The following is a 14655-nucleotide window of genomic DNA, read 5'->3' on the forward strand; positions in this document are numbered from 1 at the left end:
TCTCCCTGGTGCGATATTTCTTACCCGACCGATATCACACGGTCCGATGGATTGGCAGCGTAGAGCTCCTCGATCAGCAGGCTGCGATGCTCGAGCACCGCGCGCTGGTTGATCGAGCCCTTGTCGGTGACTTCGCCCTTGTCGATCGAGAGCGGCGTGTCCATGAGGATCGCGCGTGTGATCCGCGTCGAGGATCCCGTGGCCGCGCCGAGAAAGCGGGTCAGCCGTTCGCGAAATGCCTCGCGCACCAGCCGGTCGCGGGTCGCGACGACGAGGTCGTCGGTCGGCAGCGTCGGGTTGATCAGCCGGCAGCCGTCGAGATCGAGCACGACGAGCGCGGAGACCTCGTCACGGTTGATGCCGGCGATGACAACGTCGCGCACCAGCGGTGCGCAGGCCGCAACGAAGCGCGCGCGCAACGGGCCGACGCTGACCCAGGTGCCGCTGCCGAGCTTGAAATCCTCACCGATGCGGCCGTCGAAATCGAAGCCGGCGTTGAGATCGTCGGGATCGACAGGCTTGAGCGCATCGCCCAGCTTGTAGAAGCCTTCTTCGTCGAACGATTGTGCGGTGATGTCGGGCTGGCGCCAGTAGCCGGGCATCACGTTCGGCCCCTTGCAACGAACTTCCATTTTGCCGTTGTTCGGCACCAGCTTGGCATCGTTGCCGGATACGGGAAGCCCGACATGGCCGGAGCGGCTGGTGCGCGGGTTGACCGACATGAAGAACGGCGCGGTCTCGGTTGCGCCAAGGCCTGTCAGCATCGGCACGCGGTAGCCTTTTTCCTTCACCGCGAGCTCGTCGAGGCTGTTCCAGACGAACGGCGACAGAGCCGCGCCCGAGAAGAACATCGCGTGCAGCCGGTCGAAGAATTTCGCGCGCAGGCCCTGGTCGTCGCGCAGATAAGGCAGCAGCGACTCGTAGCCCTTGGGCACGTTGAAATAAACTGTCGGCGATATCTCCTGGAGATTGCGCACCGTTTCCTCGATGCCTCCAGGCACCGGCTTGCCGGCATCGAGATACATCGAGCCGCCATTGTAGAGCGTCAGCCCGATATTGTGGTTGCCGCCAAAAGTGTGATTCCAGGGCAGCCAGTCGATAATGACGGGCGGCTCGTCCTTGAGGAAGGCGAGCGTCTCGCGCAGCATCACTTGGTTGGCGCAGATCATGCGCTGGGTATTGATGACCGCCTTCGGGTTGCCGGTCGAGCCCGAGGTCAGCAGGAATTTCGCGACGGTATCGGGGCCGATCTTGCCGTGGACCTCGTCCAGATCGCCGCGGATCGGCGTCGCCATGAGGTCGGCGAGCAAGGTGACGTCGCGGCCCGGCACGCGCCCGTAGGATGCGGCGATCTCGGTGCCGAGCGAGACGTTGGCGGCGAGCGCATCGGCGAATTTGTCGGCATCTTCGGCGAAGACGAGGCCGGGCGTCAGCAGCTTCATCAGATAGGAGAGCTTGCCGTAATCCTTCGATACCAGCGAATAAGCCGGCGACACCGGGCAGAACGGAATGCCGGCATAGAACGCTCCGAACGCCAGCAATGCGTGGTCGATCGAATTGCCGGAGAGGATGACGACCGGCCGCTCCGCCGACAATCCGCGCGCAATGAGCCCTGAGGCGATGTGCCGGCTCGCGGCGAGCAGCTCGGCGTAGCTGATCTTGCGCCAGAAGCGGCCACCTTCGCGCTCGGCCATGAAGACGCGATCCGGCGTCGCGCTCGCCCAGTGATGCAGGCGGTCGGTGATGCGGGTCGGATAATCGCCGAGCGGCTGTTTGGGCCGCAGATAAATCGTGCCGTCGTCGCGCCGCTCGATGTTGACGACGGGATCGCCGAACGAAATGGGCCGCAGCGGGGAAGTGCTCGCGCCGCGCTCCATGCTGGAAGAGGACGACGGCTGCGCGCTCATGATTTCGGCTTTACCTTTGCGGTCTTGTGCTCGAGGAACTCGCGGATCCTGCGTTTTGCTTCCTTGTCGCTCTGCGCCACCGTCGCCATCAGCGATTCCATCAACAGGCCGGTCTGCGGATTGGCCTCCGCGATCATCGGCAGGGCTTGGAGCACGGCGAAATTCGTCAGCGGCGCGTTGGAGGCGACCTTGGTCGCAAGCTCCATCGCCTTGCCGAGTCCGTTGCCGGCTTCCGTGACATATTGCGCAAAGCCGTAGGAGGTGCCTTCGGTCGCGGAATAGACGCGGCCGGTCAGCATCATGTCCATCATCCTGGCGACACCGATCAGCCGCGGCAGGCGCACCGAACCGCCGCCACCGACGAAGATGCCGCGCTGCCCCTCCGGCAGCGCGAAATAGGTCGAGGGTTCTGCGACGCGGATATGTGCCGCACAGGCGAGCTCCAGCCCGCCGCCGATCACGGCGCCCCTCAGCGCCGCGATCACGGGCACCCGGCTGTACTGGATGCGGTCGAACACCCGGTGCCACATCTGCGAATGCAGCAGGCCGCCGGTGGCATCATGGTCGGTCAGTTCGGAGAGGTCGAGACCGCTGGAAAAATGGTCGCCGATGCCATGGATGACGACCGCGCCGATATCCTCGGGCAGTGACGCAAAACACTCGCCGATTTCCAGGATGATGCCGTCGTTGAGTGCATTGCGCTTGGCCGGCCGATTCAGACCGACGGTCAAAACCCGGTCCGCCCGCTCGATCCTCAAAAGCCCGGAGGCGCCCGCGTCAGCGGTCTCGGCGTTTCCCTGTGTCATTTGCGTCCTTGTCAGAATAGTTATGTTGTATAACGAATTCAGGGGGAGTCAAGGAGGGAAGGGCAGTTCAGGGTCGGTAGAGCCTTGCTCCAAGATACTATGTCGTCCCGGCGAAGGCCGGGACCCATAATCCACACGACAGTCGTTAAGTGCTCAGACCATCCGCAATCGATGGATTCCGCGGTATGGGTCCCGGCCTTCGCCGGGACGACGAGCGGAGTATGTGGCGCCGACTTGACCCTAAGGCCTGTGTTCTCACATCACCTGATGCACGTCGATCACGACGCGATCCGCATGCCGCGCCGCTGAACCCACAAAAATGTGCTGCATCAGCCAGCGGTATTTCTCATGCCCCGTCTCGAATTTCGGCACGGTGCGGAAATAGATTTGCTTCGGGTCCACCGGCTCGCCGCGCTTGAGCTTTTGCAACAGCTCGACCGGGCCGAAGCGCATGCCCTTGTTCTCGACATAGACGATGGCGCCGTCGTCGGTTTCGAACGCGTACTTCGCTTCGAGATCAATCAGCTCGTTCGGGCGGATGGTCTGGAAGTCCGCGCCGAACGGCAGCACCTTGCCGGTGATCGCGCCCGAGACCTCGCCGCCGATGATCGGGATGATGCGGCGGATGCCGATGCCGGTCTCGCCGGCCGTGACGACGTCGCCGATGCGTGCGGTGACGGTAAAGACGTATTTGGTTTCCAGCGCTGGCGTAGTCATCGCTTCACCTCTCAATGCGCCATCATCCGCGTCGGCAGCCAAGTCGCCAGCAACGGGAAGGCGATCAGGATCACCAGGCGCACGAGGTCTGTCGCCACGAACGGAATCACGCCCTTGAAAATTGTGGAGAAGGAGACGTCCTTCACCACGCTCTTGATGACAAAGACGTTCATGCCCACCGGCGGATGGATCAGTCCGAGCTCGACCGTCATGACGATGATGACGCCGAACCAGATCGGGTCGAAACCGAGATGCATGATCACGGGGAAGATGATCGGCACGGTGAGGATGATCATCGCCATGGCGTCCATCAGGCAGCCGAGCACGAGGTACATCACCATGATCAGCGCCAGCACGCCGTAGGGACCGAGACCGAGACCGGTGAGGAATTCCGTCACCTTCTGCGGGGTCTGCGTCACCGTGAGGAAATAGCCGAAGATCAGGGCGCCGATCAGCACGGTGAACACGGCGGCCGCCGTGCGCGTTGCCTGGAGCAGCGAGGCCAGAATCTTCTCGCGGTCGAGGCGGCCGGTCGCCACGCCGATGATGAAGGCGCCGGCAGCGCCGACGCCGCCGGCTTCCGTCGGCGTGAAGCGCGGCAGATAGGGCAGGCCGTAAAGGCCGCCGATCACGAACACGAACAGCAGCACCGGCGCCCAGATGTCCTTCAGGCCGGCGAAGCGCTCGCGCCACGGCGTCACCTTGCCCTTGGGCAGGAAGTCGGGCCGGAAATAGCCGATCAGGAAGATCGTGATCATGTACATGGTCATCGCCAGAATGCCCGGGATGATGCCGGCGATGAACAGCTTGCCGATGTCCTGCTCGGTGATGATGCCGTAGACCGCGAGCACGGTGGAGGGCGGCAGCATCGCGCCCAGCGTGCCGCCGGCCGCGATCACGCCGGTGGCAAAGGACTGCGGGTAGCCGAAACGGCGCATCTCGGGATAAGCGACCGCGGAGAAGGTCGCGGCGGTCGCGACCGACGAGCCGCAGATCGCGGCAAAGCCGCCGCAGGCGCCGACGGTGGCGATGCCGAGTCCGCCGCGCAGATGGCCGACGAAGCCGTTGGCGGCGCGGAACAGCTCGCGGCTCATGCCGGAATTGCTGACGAAGGAGCCCATCAGCAGAAACATCGGAATGACGCCGAACGTGTAGTCGGTCACCGTGCGCATCGAGGTCTGGCCGACCAGCTTCAGCGCCGGCGTGGCGCCAACGAGATAGGAGAAGCCGGAGACGCCGACGAGGCCCATGGCCATGCCGACGGGCACGCGCAGCAGCATCAGGGCGAACAGGGAAACAAAGCCGATAACGGCGACGGCATCGGTGCTCATGATTACTCCGTCGCCTTCAGCTTGGGGTCGTGCATCTCTTCGGGATGGAAGATCAATCGGTAGGTGCGGATCGCGATCAGCAGCACGGCGGAGACGTCGCCGATCCAGGCGATCGCGAAGAACGGCCAGGTCGGCATGTGCATGTCGAAGGTCTGGACGTTGTCGTTGTAGGTGCCGCGGACCTTGTCGAACAGCGTCCAGGTCTGCACCGTGACGACGAACAGCAACACCAGGGTTGCGAACACGTCGATCCAGCGCTGGTAGCGCGGCCCGACATTGCCCCAGACCAGGTCGACGGTGATGTGGGTGCCGCGATAGGAGGTTGCGGCGATACCCCAGAAGATGAGGATGCCGAGCAGCATGCGGCCGATGTCGAAACTATCGGGAATCGCATAGTTCAGCGTGTTGCGCAGCAGCACCGACAGGAAGATGTCGAGCGCGACGATGCCGACGAAAGCCGCGGCGATCCATTCGATCGAATCGATAATGCGATCCATCCAGGCGCGCTTCATGGGAGCTTCCTAAGAGATGCCATCCTCAGGCGGGAGAGGGAGAGTACGCGCGATGCGCTCCTCGCGTCTCGACCCGCTTGCAGAACAACGGCGGCGAGATGCATCCCGCCGCCGCATGTGTTTCGACGAAGAGCTACTCCGCCAGCGCGTTGTACTTCTTCAGCGATGCCTTCAGCTCAGCGAGCGCCGCGTCCGGATCCGCGCCGGTCTTCTTCGCGCCGTCACTCCAGGTCTTCACCAGCGGCTCGGCGGCCTTCTTCCAGGCGGCGGTCTGCTCAGGCGTCAGCTTGTAGACCTCGTGGCTGGTCTCCGCCTTGACCTTGTCGATGCCGGCATCCTCGAACTTGCCCCAGTGCTCGCCGACGACGCCTGCCATCTCGACCGTGCAATTCTTGTCGATCGCGGCCTTCTGCTTGTCGGACATCGCATTGTACTTGTCCTTGTTCATCACGAAAACGAACGTCGTCGTGTAGAGCGGTGCCTCCATGTCGTACTTGGTCACCTTGTCGATGCCGAACAGCACCAGCGATCCCCAGGGAAAGGTGACGCCGTCGGCGACGCCGCGCTCGATGATGTCGCGCACTTCGGGTGCGGAGGACTGCACATTGGTGCCGCCAAGCGAGGTGACGAAATTCGCCATGGTGGCGTGCGCCGGGCGGATCTTCAGGCCCTTCACGTCCTCCGGCATCACGATCTTCTTGGTCTTGGAATGGAAGGAGGAGGGCGAGTGGACGAAGGCGAGGCAGTATTTGACGTCTTTCATCTCCTTCTCGGCGTATTTGCGATACCAGGCGTCCAGCCCCATCGAGCCGCCCTTGGCGTCCGAGATCAGGAACGGCAGCTCGCCGGCGCCGATGATCGGGAAGCGGCCGGGCTGGTAGCCGGGATTGACATAGGTGACGTCGGCGATGCCGTCGCGCGCCATGTCGTAATGGTCGAACGCCTTGCCCATCTGCTGGGCCGGAAACACCTTGCCCTTGATGGTGCCGCCGGAATCCTTCTCGACCGCGGCGGCCCAGTCCTCCAGTGATTTCTGCAGCGGATGGGAGGCAGGCACCCAGTGCGAGATCTTCAAATCGAAGGTCTTGTCCTGCGCGAACGCAGGGCTCACGCTTGCTGCCAGCAGCAACGCCAGACAGGCTTTCCTCATCACGCGTCTCTCCCTCTTTTGACGGCGGGCTTCGACGGCCCGGTCTCGTTAATTAACATGTTATCTAATTGGCCGGCGCGTTCAAGCCGGAACTGGCGCGACGTGCCGCCGCGCACTCCCTTTTGCCCAACCGTTATATGATATAATTATCGTGCGCGGACGGCTGCGACAAGCGAGCCGCGACGAAAGCCTACAGGATCGGGAGGAGCAAGTATTGCGGACAAAAGTCGCAATCATCGGGGCAGGGCCGGCTGGATTGTTGCTTGGGCAACTGCTGCACCGTTACGGCATCGACAATGTCATTCTGGAGCGGCAGAGCCCGGATTATGTGCTCGGCCGCATCCGTGCCGGGCTGCTGGAGGAGGGAACCGTTGCGCTGCTCGACCAGATCGGGGCCGGCGCACGGGCGCATGCCGAAGGGCTGGTGCATGAAGGGATCGAGCTCGCCTTCTCGGGGCGCCGGCACCGCATCGACATGAAGGCTGCGACCGGCAAGACGGTCATGATCTACGGCCAGACCGAGGTCACGCTGGATCTGATGAATGCGCGCAACGCCGCCGGCCTCACCTCGGTCTACGAGGCCAGGGACGTGCAGCCGCATGATTTCGACGGCAGTCACCCGCGCGTAACCTACGTGAAGGATGGCGTCACCCACACCATCGATTGCGATTTCATCGCCGGCTGCGACGGCTTTCACGGCATCAGCCGCGCCAGCGTTCCGGCTTCGGCGATCGAGGAGTTCGAGCGCATCTACCCGTTCGGCTGGCTCGGCATCCTCTCGGATACGCCGCCGGTCAGCCATGAGCTGATCTATTCCAACCACGCCCGCGGCTTTGCGCTCTGCACCATGCGTTCGACCAAACGCAGCCGGTACTATGTGCAGTGCGCGCTGGACGACCATGTCGACCAATGGCCGGACGACCGTTTCTGGGACGAGCTCAGGCGCCGGCTCGACCAGGACGCCGCCGACAGCCTGATCACGGGCCCCTCGATCGAGAAGAGCATTGCGCCCTTGCGCAGCTTCGTCGCCGAGCCGATGCGCTTCGGCAAAATGTTCCTGTGCGGCGACGCGGCCCACATCGTGCCGCCGACCGGCGCCAAGGGGCTGAACCTGGCCGCGAGCGACGCGCATTATCTGTCGAGTGCGTTCCGCGAGTTCTACGACGAAAAATCCAGCGCCGGCATCGACGCCTATTCGGCGAAGGCATTGGCGCGGGTCTGGAAAGCCGTGCGCTTCTCCTGGTGGATGACCTCGATGCTGCACAAATTCCCCGACACCGGCACGATCGGCGCGCGCATCCAGCTCGCCGAACTCGACTACGTCACGCAGTCGCAGGCCGCGATGACGTCGCTGTCGGAGAACTATGTGGGGCTGCCGTTTTAGGGCGCGGCCCGTACCGCATACCCCCGTCATTGCGAGCGTAGCGAAGCAATCCAGAATCCCTCCGCAGTGGGAGACTGGATTGCTTCGTGCTACGCTCCTCGCAATGACAGGGGGGAGACCATTTCAAACACCCGCGCAAATGCCGTTTAAAACTTTGTAGGTGATGCAACCGTCACGTCCCTCGCGTTCAATGGCGGCAGCCACCAACGCGAGACAGACATGACCAGCACCGACATTCCCGCCGGCTTCGAGCCGCATTTTCGCAAGGCCCCACTCACCGACCCGTGGGAGCCGCTTTACTCCAGGAAGACCGACAACGGCGTCACCGTGGGATTGCGGCTGGCAACACCGCACACCAATGCACGCGGGCTGATCCATGGCGGCCTGATCGCCGCGCTGGCCGATGCCGCCATGGGCTACAGCTGCGCGCAGGCGACGGGCTGGACGACGTCGTTGGTCACGATCTCGCTGTCGGTCGACTATGTCGGCGCCGGCGAGATCGGCCAATGGCTTGCGGTCGAGGGCGAGGCGATCAAGACCGGCAGCACGATCTGTTTCGCGCAGTGCCTCGCGAAGGCCGACGACGCCGTGATCGCGCGCGCCAGCGGCACCTTTCGCGTCGTGCCGAAGAAAGGATAGTTGTCATTCCGGGGCTCGCGAAGCGAGAACCCGGAATCTCGAGATTCCGGGTTCGGACCTGCGGACCGCCCCGGAATGACAGTTGTCACCCGAATTTCCACTCCGCGATCTCCACCACGAGATCGACGAAGGCACGGACCTTGGCGGAGAGCAGGCGCGAGGTCGGGTAGACGATGTGAATCGGCAGCGCCGGTTGCTCGTATTTCGCCAACACGATTCTGAGCCGCCCGCGCCGCAAGCCCTCGGCGGCCTGATAGGCCAGCACCCGGGTCACGCCGCCGCCGGCCTCGGCATATTGCAGGGCGGCGTCGGCGCTGTTGCTGGCGAACCGTGGATTCGGCGCCACCTCGATGTCGCGGCCGTCCTGTACGAAGTGCCAGTTCGCGGATGGACCGAACGCGATGGTCTGGTGCCCGAGCAATGCGTCCGGCGTCTTCGGCTCCCCATTGCGCTTCAGATAGCCTGGCGTCGCCACCACGATCCGCCGCATCTCGCCGACCTGGCGTGCGACGAGTGAGGAGTCGGCGAGATGGCCGATCCGCACCGCGACATCGACGGCATCTTCCACCAGATTGACGAGGTTGTCCGACAGCCGCAATTCGCAGGCGACCTCGGGATAGCGCTTGAGGTAGGCGATCATGACAGGCCCGACATGGAGCCGGCCGAAGCCGACCGGCGCCGACACCACCAGCCGCCCGCTCGGCCGGTTGCGCTCCTCCCGTGCCGAGCCGTCGGCCTCCTCGACATCGGCCAGGATCCGACGCGCGCGCTCCAGATAGCGCGTGCCGACGTCGGTCAGGGTCACTTGACGGGTGGTCCGCTGCAGCAGCCGCGCGCCGAGATGCTCCTCCAGCGCCGCGATCAGCCGCGTCACCGCGGAGGGGGACAGCCGCAGTTTTCGTGCCGCCGGCGCGAAGCCGCGCAGGTCGGCGACGGTGACGAAAACATGCATGGCTTCGAGGCGATCCATGGTATTGTTGCATATATCGCAATGATGAAGTGTCAAGCCGGCTGATTGTTTTAGCCGGCGGAGGGTCCATTTTAACTCACGAAGACGCAGGGATGCGCCGGGATTTCAGGAGATGGTCCGATGACGGCAACTCATACCTACGCCAGCGACGTGGCATTCACGCCGGCGGTGAAGTCGATCCAGACTCGAAAAGGATCACGCGAAGGCTATGCCCATGCCGAGCAGCGCGGCTGGCGCACCGAGGTCGATGAAAACCTCGCGGCGTTGCTGGCCGACGCCAACAGCTTTTATCTTGCCACCGCCTCGGCCGATGGCCAGCCCTACATCCAGCATCGCGGCGGCCCGAAGGGCTTCTTGAAGGTGCTGGACAAGCAGACGCTGGCTTTCACGGACTATGCCGGCAATCGGCAATACATCACGCAGGGAAACCTGTCCGAAAATCCCAAGGCTTACATCTTCGTGATGGACTACGCCCATCGCCGCCGGGTGAAGATCTGGGGCGAGGCGCGCGTGGTCGAGGACGACGAGGCGCTGACGACATCGCTGATGCCGAAAGGCTATCGCGCCCGGCCGGAGCAGGTGATCCTGTTCAAGATCGAAGCGTGGGACACGAACTGCCCGCAGCACATCCCGCAGAAGTTCGACGCGACGGATGTGGCAGCGGCGCTGGCGGCAAGGGATGCGAGGATTGCGGAGCTGGAGGCGGAGGTGGCGGCGATGAAGGGGGAGAAGGCCGCGAGTTGAGCTTACCTGCCAACGAAGGCTAGAGCGGCTTGCGCGGTGTACCCTCTTTCTCTTGCGGGAGAGGGTGGCTCGTCGCGGAGCGACGAGACGGGTGAGGGGGCGCCTTCCGCAGGTGATGGCCCCACGTCGTCATTCGCGGAGAGAACCCCTCATCCGGCGCTTCGCGCCACCTTCTCCCGCAAGGGGAGAAGGGAAGAGGCGGTCGCTGCGAACCTACAACACACTCGCGCCTTCGTGCTGGAAGCCGAGATAGCTGGCGGCGACGCGCTCGTTCGCCGCGATGTCGCTGGCCTTGCCGCTGAGCACGAACTCGCCGAGCTCCATGACATAGGCCTGATCTGCGATTTTGAGCGCGGCCTGGGCGTTCTGCTCGACCAGCAGCACGGAGACGCCGGCAGCGCGCAGTTCGGTGACGATGCGGAAAATGTCGGCGACGATGATCGGGGCGAGGCCGAGGCTCGGCTCGTCCAGCATCAGGAGCTTTGGCTCACCCATCAGTGCGCGGCCCATCGCGAGCATCTGCTGCTCGCCGCCGGAGAGCGTGCCGGCGAGCTGCTTGCGCCGCTCCTTGAGCCGTGGAAACAGCGTGTAGACCCGCTCCATCGAGGCTTTCGCCTTGCTTCTCTCGATGCGGAAGGCCCCCAGCTCGAGATTGTCCTCGACATTCATGGTCACGAACAATTCGCGATGCTCGGGAACGAGGCCAAGCCCCATGGCGACGCGGTCCTCGATGTCGAGCCGCGACAGATCCTGACCTGCGAATGAAACGCGCCCCTTCAGCGGCAAGATGCCGATGATGGCGGAGAGCAGCGTGGTCTTGCCGGCGCCGTTGGCGCCTACGATGGTGACGATCTGGTTTTGGCCGACTTCGAGCGAAACCGAACGCACGGCCTCGACCTTGCCATAGGCGACATGGGCGTCGGCGACGGACAACAGCGCGCTCATGCCGCCACTCCGAGATAGGCCTTGATCACTTCGGGATTGGTCTTGATCGTGGCCGGCGTTCCTTCCGCGATCTTGGTGCCGAAATCGAGCACCACGATGCGGTCGGCGAGGTTCATGACGAAGCCCATGTCGTGCTCCACCAGCAGGACGCTCATGCCGCCGTCGCGCAGCTCCCGCAGCAGCGTCGCGAGCTGCTGCTTTTCCATGTGGCGCAGGCCGGCTGCCGGCTCGTCGAGCAGCAGCAGCATCGGATCGACGCACAACGCACGGGCGATCTCGACGATCCGTTGCTGTCCCAGCGACAGCGAGCCTGCGAGCTGATGCATCTGCTCGCCAAGTCCGACCCGCTCGATCTGGCGGGCGGCTTCGGCGAGCAGCTTTGCCTCATCAGTGCGGTCGAGCCGCAGCATCGAGGAGATCGGCCCCGAATGGCCGCGCAAATGGGCGCCGATCGCGACGTTCTCCAGCACGGTCATATCAGGCACCAGCTTGACGTGCTGGAAGGTGCGGGAGATGCCGAGCTTGACGATCTCCTGCGGGGGCGCCCTGTCGACCTTGTTGCCGAGCACGGAGATCGAGCCCGAGCTGGCCGACAGTACGCCGGTGATCAGGTTGAAGGTGGTGCTCTTGCCGGCGCCGTTGGGGCCGATCAGCGCGACGATCTCGCGGGCCTGAACGTCGAAGGAGACGTTGTTCACCGCGACCACGCCGCCGAATTGCTTCCGCGCCTTCTCGACCTGGAGCAGGACGCTGGATTGGCCGGGTGAGCGGGTGCGCTGCTCCAGTTTCAGCGAGGTGTCCGGCTTTTTGCCACTGGTACGCTGAGGCAGGAACGACATCAGCCAGGGCCAGACGCCGCCGGGTGCGAGCTGGAGCAGCGCCACCAGCATGATGCCGAACACGATGGTTTCGACCTGGCCGGAGCCGGGCAGGATCAGCGGCAGATAGCTCTGCAGCACTTCCTTCAGGACCACGACGAGCGCCGCGCCCAGGACGCCGCCCCAGACATACCCGGCGCCGCCGACCACGGCGATGAAGAGATATTCGATGCCGGCCTGCGCGCCGAACGGCGTCGGGTTCACCGCGCGCTGAAGATGGGCGTAGAGCCAGCCGGAGAGACCGGCGAGCACGGCGGCGTGGATGAACACCAGCATTTTCGCCCGCGGCGTGTGCACGCCGAACGCCTCGGCCGCGATATGGCCGCGCCGGAGCGCGCGGATGGCGCGGCCGGTGCGGGAGTCCAGCAGGTTCATCGTGAGCAGCGCCGAGAGGATCACGGCAACCCAGATCGCGTAGTAGATCGAGCCGGGCGAGAGCATCTTGAACGAGCCGATCGACAGCGGCGGGATCGCCGAGATGCCGTCGTTTCTTCCCAAAAATTCCAGCTTGCTGAAGAGATAGAACAAGCCGAGTCCCCAGGCGAGCGTGCCGAGCGGCAGATAGTGGCCGGAGAGACGGACGGTGACGAGGCCGAGCAGCACCGCCAACAATCCGCTGACCACGAGCGACAGCGGCAGCGTCAGCCAGGGCGACATGCCGTAGGTCGTCGACAGCACCGCGGTGGTGTAGGCGCCGAAGCCGACGAAGGCCGCTTGTCCAAACGAGGTCAGGCCGCCGACGCCGGTCAGCAGCACGAGGCCCATCGCGACGAGGGCCGCGAGGCCGATATTGTCGAGCAGCACGATCCAGAACGGGGGCATGCCCGGAACAAACGGGATCGCCGCCATGATCAGCGCGAAGATGAGGATGGGGAGCCGGCTCTGCATCTTGGCGTCAGTCCTTTTCTTCCTCGACCGCAGGCGCCGCGAGCGAGCGCAGCAGCAGCACGGGAATCAAGAGCATGAAAACGATCACCTCCTTGTAGTTGGAGGCATAGAAGGATGAGAACGCCTCGACGATGCCGACGACCAGCGCCGCGACAGCGGTGAGGGGGTAGCTGACAAGTCCGCCAATGATGGCGGCGACAAAGCCCTTCAGGCCGATTAGGAAGCCCGAGTCGTAATACAGCGTCGTGATCGGCACGATCATGATGCCGGACAGTGCACCGATGACGGACGCCAGCAGGAAGGCGATCTGCCCGGACAGCGTCGTGCGGATCCCGACGAGCCGGGCACCCAGCCGGTTCACGGCGGTCGCGCGTAGCGCCTTGCCGTAGAGCGTCAGCCCGAAGAACAGCCACAGCCCGACGATGAAGGCGATGGTGATGCCATAGACCGTAATGCTCTGGCCAGTGAAGCGCAGCGCGCCGGCGGTGAAAGATCCCGACAGCACGGCAGGTCCGCGCTGGCCCTCAGCCCCGAAGAACAAAAGGCCCAGTCCCTGAAGCGCGAGGTGGACGCCCACCGAGGCGATCAGCAGCACCAGCACGGAGGTGTGCGCCAGCGGCTGGAATGCGATGCGGTAGAGAAACAGGCCGATCATCGCCACGATCACCAGCGAGAGCGCGATGCAGACCGCAACCGGCGGCTTCTGAGCGGCGAAATAGACGGTCAGCGCCAGCACGATGGCCGGCAGTACGATATTGGTGACGGTGCTGCGCAGGATCAGGCGCCCGTGCAGCGCCTTGCGCGCCGCGAACAAGTCGAAGGCGAAGGCGCCGATGCCCAGGGCGAGCGCGAGTTTTGCCGTGCCCGGCATCTGGCCCGCGGCCAGCGAGGCATAGGTCAGCGCGCCATAGGTGACGAATTCGCCTTGCGGAATGAGGATGACGCGGGTGACGGCGAACACCAGCACCAGCGCCAGGCCGAGCAGCGCATAGATCGCGCCATTGGTGATGCCGTCCTGCAGCAGGAACAGCATGATGGTGGTATTCAAGACCGGACGCCCCCCCTCAAAGATTCAGGACCGGTCCCCTGATTGTGGTGGACGGTCCGCTCACAGCCATTGAACAGCGCTGACGATATTTGATATGGTCCATAACAATTATCAAATATAACATCAAGTGTGGCGAACGATCCTCCCGAACTTAACGGGATTGCGAGCATGAGGCGATGACCGTTTCCAAAACCGCTGAAAAATCCGCCGACACAGCCAAGGGCCGCAAGGACGCGGCCGAAGGGCCCGGCGAAGCCCTCCAGCTCGGCGAGCTCTCGGAGCAGCTCGGCTATGTCCTGAAGCGGGCACAGCTCAAGGTGTTCGAGAATTTCCTGCGCTGCATGGCCTCGCTCCAGCTCACGCCGGCGCAGTTCTCCGTGCTGCTGCTGGTCGAGAAAAACCCGGGCCGTAACCAGACCGAGATCGCCTCCACCCTCGGCATCCTGCGCCCGAACTTCGTGGCCATGCTCGACAATCTCGAGAGCCGCGATCTTTGCGCGCGGATCCGCTCCACCAACGACCGCCGCTCGCACATCCTGGTGCTGACCGATAAGGGCAAGGCCGTGCTGGCCCGTGCCAAGAAGCTCGTCGCCACCAAGCACGAGGCCCGGCTGAACGAGCTGCTCGGGCCGTCCAACCGCGAAGCCCTGCTCGGAATGCTCTCGAAGATCGCCAACGAGTTTTGACGGATTCGTTGCGCCGGCGACGGAGCATCGAACCCGCGGGCGGGCTGGCG

Annotated in this window: 14 protein-coding genes; 4 read left to right on the plus strand and 10 right to left on the minus strand. The window is 64.0% G+C overall.

Annotation, left to right across the window (positions count from 1 at the left end; all coding sequences use genetic code 11):
• Positions 1 to 20: 20 nt before the first annotated feature.
• The 6 genes from ABIC03_RS28205 to ABIC03_RS28230 all read right to left on the minus strand — a co-directional run bounded on the left by ABIC03_RS28205 (position 21) and on the right by ABIC03_RS28230 (position 6423).
• Positions 21 to 1907, minus strand: coding sequence for a feruloyl-CoA synthase (locus ABIC03_RS28205; protein WP_354062916.1), 1887 nt, complete (start codon positions 1905 to 1907; stop codon positions 21 to 23).
• The gene (locus ABIC03_RS28210; protein ID WP_247283469.1) at positions 1904 to 2713 is read right to left on the minus strand and encodes a crotonase/enoyl-CoA hydratase family protein; all 810 of its coding nucleotides are present in this window, start codon (positions 2711 to 2713) and stop codon (positions 1904 to 1906) included. Before ABIC03_RS28210 ends, ABIC03_RS28205 begins: the two co-directional genes overlap by 4 nt.
• 255 nt (positions 2714 to 2968) lie before the next feature.
• Positions 2969 to 3430 (minus strand): DUF3237 domain-containing protein, encoded by a 462-nt coding sequence (locus tag ABIC03_RS28215; protein ID WP_354062918.1) that lies wholly within the window; start codon positions 3428 to 3430, stop codon positions 2969 to 2971.
• A gap of 11 nt (positions 3431 to 3441) precedes the next feature.
• Entirely contained in the window at positions 3442 to 4761 is a 1320-nt protein-coding gene (locus tag ABIC03_RS28220) for a TRAP transporter large permease (RefSeq protein WP_275172335.1), read from the minus strand.
• Positions 4762 to 4763: 2 nt separating this feature from the next.
• Positions 4764 to 5273 carry a TRAP transporter small permease gene (locus ABIC03_RS28225; RefSeq protein WP_195800841.1) on the minus strand — a complete coding sequence of 170 codons (510 nt, stop codon included), beginning with the start codon at positions 5271 to 5273 and terminating at the stop codon, positions 4764 to 4766.
• Positions 5274 to 5406: 133 nt separating this feature from the next.
• The gene (locus ABIC03_RS28230; protein ID WP_354063207.1) at positions 5407 to 6423 is read right to left on the minus strand and encodes a TRAP transporter substrate-binding protein; all 1017 of its coding nucleotides are present in this window, start codon (positions 6421 to 6423) and stop codon (positions 5407 to 5409) included.
• A 214-nt stretch (positions 6424 to 6637) separates the two neighbouring features.
• Between ABIC03_RS28230 and pobA the strand changes: the two genes are divergently transcribed.
• Positions 6638 to 7807 (plus strand): 4-hydroxybenzoate 3-monooxygenase, encoded by a 1170-nt coding sequence (gene pobA, locus ABIC03_RS28235; RefSeq protein ID WP_275172334.1) that lies wholly within the window; start codon positions 6638 to 6640, stop codon positions 7805 to 7807.
• Positions 7808 to 8026: 219 nt separating this feature from the next.
• Positions 8027 to 8446 (plus strand): PaaI family thioesterase, encoded by a 420-nt coding sequence (locus ABIC03_RS28240; RefSeq protein WP_354062921.1) that lies wholly within the window; start codon positions 8027 to 8029, stop codon positions 8444 to 8446.
• Between the two features lie 85 nt (positions 8447 to 8531).
• Here the strand turns inward: ABIC03_RS28240 and ABIC03_RS28245 are convergent, their stop codons facing one another.
• Positions 8532 to 9416: a LysR family transcriptional regulator gene (locus ABIC03_RS28245; RefSeq protein ID WP_354062923.1), complete on the minus strand. Its 885-nt coding sequence runs from the start codon at positions 9414 to 9416 to the stop codon at positions 8532 to 8534.
• Positions 9417 to 9536: 120 nt separating this feature from the next.
• On the opposite strand from ABIC03_RS28245, the gene ABIC03_RS28250 reads away from it, so the two are divergent.
• Positions 9537 to 10160, plus strand: coding sequence for a pyridoxamine 5'-phosphate oxidase family protein (locus tag ABIC03_RS28250; RefSeq protein ID WP_354062925.1), 624 nt, complete (start codon positions 9537 to 9539; stop codon positions 10158 to 10160).
• A gap of 213 nt (positions 10161 to 10373) precedes the next feature.
• Here the strand turns inward: ABIC03_RS28250 and ABIC03_RS28255 are convergent, their stop codons facing one another.
• The 3 genes from ABIC03_RS28255 to ABIC03_RS28265 are packed head-to-tail and all read right to left on the minus strand — an operon-like array spanning position 10374 to position 13919.
• A complete protein-coding gene (locus ABIC03_RS28255; protein WP_027570159.1) occupies positions 10374 to 11105 on the minus strand; it encodes an ABC transporter ATP-binding protein in 732 nt (243 codons plus the stop codon).
• Complete coding sequence (locus ABIC03_RS28260) at positions 11102 to 12871, minus strand: branched-chain amino acid ABC transporter ATP-binding protein/permease (protein ID WP_354062927.1); 1770 nt, start codon at positions 12869 to 12871, stop codon at positions 11102 to 11104. Before ABIC03_RS28260 ends, ABIC03_RS28255 begins: the two co-directional genes overlap by 4 nt.
• Before the next feature lie 7 nt (positions 12872 to 12878).
• Positions 12879 to 13919 (minus strand): branched-chain amino acid ABC transporter permease, encoded by a 1041-nt coding sequence (locus ABIC03_RS28265; protein ID WP_354062929.1) that lies wholly within the window; start codon positions 13917 to 13919, stop codon positions 12879 to 12881.
• A gap of 176 nt (positions 13920 to 14095) precedes the next feature.
• Here ABIC03_RS28265 and ABIC03_RS28270 point away from each other — a divergent pair, with 176 nt between their 5' ends.
• Entirely contained in the window at positions 14096 to 14605 is a 510-nt protein-coding gene (locus ABIC03_RS28270) for a MarR family winged helix-turn-helix transcriptional regulator (RefSeq protein WP_275172328.1), read from the plus strand.
• Positions 14606 to 14655 lie beyond the last annotated feature (50 nt).

Source organism: Bradyrhizobium sp. RT6a, assembly GCF_040547675.1.
Taxonomy (GTDB): Bacteria; Pseudomonadota; Alphaproteobacteria; order Rhizobiales; family Xanthobacteraceae; genus Bradyrhizobium.

What these genes read in the sequence shown, in the direction of transcription:
- ABIC03_RS28205 (WP_354062916.1), bottom strand. Translation starts at nt 1,907, where the DNA reads ATGAGCGCGCAGCCGTCGTCCTCTTCCAGCATGGAGCGCGGCGCGAGC.
- ABIC03_RS28210 (WP_247283469.1), bottom strand. Translation starts at nt 2,713, where the DNA reads ATGACACAGGGAAACGCCGAGACCGCTGACGCGGGCGCCTCCGGGCTT.
- ABIC03_RS28215 (WP_354062918.1), bottom strand. Translation starts at nt 3,430, where the DNA reads ATGACTACGCCAGCGCTGGAAACCAAATACGTCTTTACCGTCACCGCA.
- ABIC03_RS28220 (WP_275172335.1), bottom strand. Translation starts at nt 4,761, where the DNA reads ATGAGCACCGATGCCGTCGCCGTTATCGGCTTTGTTTCCCTGTTCGCC.
- ABIC03_RS28225 (WP_195800841.1), bottom strand. Translation starts at nt 5,273, where the DNA reads ATGAAGCGCGCCTGGATGGATCGCATTATCGATTCGATCGAATGGATC.
- ABIC03_RS28230 (WP_354063207.1), bottom strand. Translation starts at nt 6,423, where the DNA reads ATGAGGAAAGCCTGTCTGGCGTTGCTGCTGGCAGCAAGCGTGAGCCCT.
- ABIC03_RS28240 (WP_354062921.1), top strand. Translation starts at nt 8,027, where the DNA reads ATGACCAGCACCGACATTCCCGCCGGCTTCGAGCCGCATTTTCGCAAG.
- ABIC03_RS28245 (WP_354062923.1), bottom strand. Translation starts at nt 9,416, where the DNA reads ATGGATCGCCTCGAAGCCATGCATGTTTTCGTCACCGTCGCCGACCTG.
- ABIC03_RS28250 (WP_354062925.1), top strand. Translation starts at nt 9,537, where the DNA reads ATGACGGCAACTCATACCTACGCCAGCGACGTGGCATTCACGCCGGCG.
- ABIC03_RS28255 (WP_027570159.1), bottom strand. Translation starts at nt 11,105, where the DNA reads ATGAGCGCGCTGTTGTCCGTCGCCGACGCCCATGTCGCCTATGGCAAG.
- ABIC03_RS28260 (WP_354062927.1), bottom strand. Translation starts at nt 12,871, where the DNA reads ATGCAGAGCCGGCTCCCCATCCTCATCTTCGCGCTGATCATGGCGGCG.
- ABIC03_RS28270 (WP_275172328.1), top strand. Translation starts at nt 14,096, where the DNA reads ATGACCGTTTCCAAAACCGCTGAAAAATCCGCCGACACAGCCAAGGGC.